This is a genomic window from Xenorhabdus santafensis (assembly GCF_033949405.1).
In the GTDB taxonomy this organism is placed as follows: Bacteria; Pseudomonadota; Gammaproteobacteria; order Enterobacterales; family Enterobacteriaceae; genus Xenorhabdus; species Xenorhabdus santafensis.
Map to the genome: position 1 here is coordinate 1 of NZ_VCDN01000483.1, position 496 is coordinate 496.

General features: G+C 33.1%; 1 protein-coding gene. It reads left to right on the forward strand.

Annotated elements, in window-relative coordinates; translation table 11 throughout:
- On the forward strand, nucleotides 1–484 hold a 484-nt coding region (locus FE392_RS23150), incomplete at its 5' end, for a S8 family serine peptidase (protein ID WP_319932016.1).
- Between the last annotated feature and the right edge of the window lie 12 nt (nucleotides 485–496).

Consider the following 496-nt stretch of genomic DNA (forward strand, 5'->3'; position numbering starts at 1 on the left):
GAATATTATTCTAATGAGTCTAGGTGGAAAAAAAGAATCTGTATTTTTTGAAGAAGCCATTAATAAAGCATATGAAAAAGGAATTTTGTTAGTTTCATCAGCAGGGAATGAAGGATATAAAGAGGGAGATTCAATTACTTATCCAGCTAAATTTAATTCTGTAATTGCAGTTGGAGCGTTAGATGCTAAAGATCAACGAGGGTTCTTATCTAGTAAAGGAGAACAGTTAGAATTAATGGCACCAGGTGTAGATATTTGGAGTACTTGGAATGATGGTTCTTATAGATTTGATAGTGGTACTTCAATGGCAGCCGCTCATGTAGCTGGTGTGGCATCTTTGTTATTAGAGAATGATAGAATGTTGTCTAATCAACAAGTAAGAGAGTTATTAAAAAAATCAGCAACTCCTTTAGGAAGTCCATTTGAATATGGAAATGGGAAAATAAATTTAAGTCATGCTTTGCAAATGATGAATCAAAAATAAAAGAGAACCAAC